The organism is Bartonella sp. AA9NXGY (assembly GCF_042196845.1).
GTDB lineage: Bacteria > Pseudomonadota > Alphaproteobacteria > Rhizobiales > Rhizobiaceae > Bartonella.
In genome coordinates this window covers 1-652 of the sequence record NZ_JBHIRB010000113.1, presented here as the reverse complement: position 1 = coordinate 652, position 652 = coordinate 1, and the positions used below count along the sequence as shown (strand labels likewise).

General features: G+C 39.3%; 1 protein-coding gene. It reads right to left on the bottom strand.

Annotated features, from left to right (window positions below):
- Positions 1–652 (bottom strand): autotransporter outer membrane beta-barrel domain-containing protein (locus tag ACFIM6_RS10115; RefSeq protein WP_375612698.1); only part of this gene is annotated, 652 nt, incomplete at both ends.

Sequence of the window (652 nt, the reverse complement as noted above, 5' to 3'; positions counted from 1 at the left end):
AAAAAAGGTGGCGCAATCCAGCAGAGAAACTCGTTCCAGAAAAACCAATTTTCTTAAATCTATGCTGATAAGTGACATCTCCACGAAGAGAAAGTTTTGATGAGAGACGGGCATTAAACCCAACCCCTGCTTCCAAAGAAGAACCAAAGGAACCTAACTGAAAATCGTTTTTAAAAGAAACGAATTGCTTATCTTCAAAACTATGCAAATAAGAAAGCTTACTATAAAAAGAAACTTCACGTCCCTCTTCAGAAGCATTAAGCGTCTTGCTTAAACGCCCACCAACACGCCCCACCCATTGATAAAATTTTCCTAAATCAACATCAAGATTATCAATATCACGCGCCTGATTAAACTGAAGATGCTGATAAACAACCTGAATCTGCGGATCAAAAACAACACCTTTATACCCTGTTGCAAACGTTCTACCACTCGTTAAAGAACCGCTAAATTGTTTACCCTTTAACGCCACAACCTTGCCCCGTGCAAGGGTCAAAACATCACCCTTAAAAAGACCATACGATACCACCCCATCCATATAAAAACCGGTATCATGCTGCAAATTTCCATAAGCAGCAACAGACCATTTATTAAATGCGCTTTTTTTGCTTTGTTCAACATCCTGAGGGTGTAGAGAAAGATTTCCATAGTT